The following is a 1,925-nucleotide window of genomic DNA, read 5'->3' as shown; positions in this document are numbered from 1 at the left end:
GTAGACAAGATACAACAACTCCACAATCCTAAGGAAACAGAGCAGCTAGGCGAAGACGCGCACCGGCACCTGGCGGAAGGACGTGCCCGAGAGCCCGACCAGCTTGACCTCCCAGTGGTGCACCGGCGTGGCCCGGATCTGTGTGTAGGAGCGGAAGAGCGCCGGCTTCGAGCCCACCCGCACGCCGCCGACGTCGATGCCCGTGACGTACCAGCCGCCCTCGTTCACCGCCCCGTCGCTGACGTAGCGGAAACCGAGTAGCACCTTCTGCCCGGCGTACGCGGACAGGTCGTAGACGTGCGGCACGAACTCGCCGCCGGTGTCCCCGTTGACGCCCGGCCCGAGCGGACCGGCGACCGTCTTGTCGCCCTGGACGGCCCGATGGGTGCGCCCGCCGTCCGTCGACACCGTCACGTACCCGTAGTCGTAATCGGCCTCGGCGCCGTACTTCGCGCTGATCCGCAGGCGCGGGTCGGCCTTCGGGACGGTCACCTCGACCACCGCGGAGGCGTCGCTGTTGCCGGCGTTGCCCGAGAACAGCGCGCCGTCCTTCTCGGTCCAGGCCATCGGCAGCGGCGGCAGCGTCGCCGCACCCTCGAACCGCACCGACCGCAGGTCGCGCCCGCGCACCGGCAGGCGGATGTAGTCGGCCCCGTTCGGAGCCGCGCCCGGCCGGGCGTAGGTCGCGGGGTTGTCGAGGTTGACGGTCGACCGCAGCGAGCGGGCGGTGAAGCGCGGGTCCCGCGACGTGGTGTGCTTGTCGACCAGCGTCATCGTCTGGTAGTCGTGCAGCACGTCCGTGAGGTTCACCGGCAGAGCGGCGCTCACGCCGGCCATACCCTGACGATCGCCGTCCCGGTGGATCCGCGAGAGGACGGCCTCGCCGAACCGGTCGCGCAGGTAGAGCATGAACTGGTACGCGTTGCCGTAGTCGGCGAGCACCTCGGCCGGCTCGCCCTCGTCCCAGAGGTTCAGCGAGTTCTGCGGGCCGCCGCACTCGCGCGGCGTGGTGTTGACGGCGGTGCGCACCACCGCGAAGCCCTGGAAGCAGGTGAGGTGCCCGTCGGCGCCGCGGCGGTAGATCGACCTCCGCGCGTCGACATAGCCGACCAGGCTCTGCGCGTAGTCCGACAGCCCCTCGTTGATCCAGGCCTTCTCGTACGGGTCGGTGTACGACTGCAGCAGGTGCTGCCACTCGTGCGCGAAGGTCGCCTCGTACATCCGGGGCTTCGCGGGCCGGCTGGTGCACAGCTCGTCGGTGGCGTCGTCCGGCGGCGCGGCCCCGGTGCGGTGCTTCCAGTCGTACGCGTCGATCGTCATCACGTTGCGGTCGACCAGGTCGTTGAGCTGCGCGGAGAAGAATCCGGCGATGTAGGTGGACGCCTTGGGGAAGTCCACGAAGTTGTCGTCGCGGACGTTGTCCACCAGGGTGACCGTGCGCCCGCCGTCCCCGGCGAAGTCCCCGTCGAGCAGCGGGTCGGACCCGTCCCGCTCTCGCGGCGTGCTGAAGACGGCCGTCTCGCGCGGGTAGATCTTGGTGTCGAACTCGGTGACCAGACCCGCCACCTGGGCGTCCGTGACGACGACTGGGTCCGTGCGGCAGTCGCCGGCCGGGAACGCCAGGTCGTGGGCGACCCACACCTCGATGTGCTCGCCGACGGCCCGCAGGGTGAAGGTCTTCCGGTAGAACCGGCCCTCGACGTCGTTGAGCGCGAGCCACTCGCGGCTCGTCCCGACCACCGGTGTCTCGCGCGGCGCCGCCTCCCGGATCCGCGACCGGCCCAGGGCCGGGGTCGCGTAAACCCGGCGGGACAGCTCGCGGGTGTCGTCGAGCACCTGAACGGCCTGCTCGGCGGCTGCCGCCGCCGCGGGCGCCGCAGGCCCCACCGGCACCGCAGACCCCACCGGCACCGCCAGCATCGTTC

Annotated in this window: 1 protein-coding gene; it reads right to left on the bottom strand. The window is 71.0% G+C overall.

Annotation, left to right across the window (positions count from 1 at the left end; translation table 11 throughout):
- Positions 1 to 45: 45 nt before the first annotated feature.
- The coding region (locus tag AB0M20_RS40810; RefSeq protein WP_364306596.1) for a peptidase M6 immune inhibitor A at positions 46 to 1,925 on the bottom strand (1,880 nt) is incomplete at its 5' end.

This window comes from Actinoplanes sp. NPDC051633 (assembly GCF_040681735.1).
Lineage (GTDB): Bacteria > Actinomycetota > Actinomycetes > Mycobacteriales > Micromonosporaceae > Actinoplanes.
This window is presented reverse-complemented; position numbering and strand designations above follow the sequence as displayed.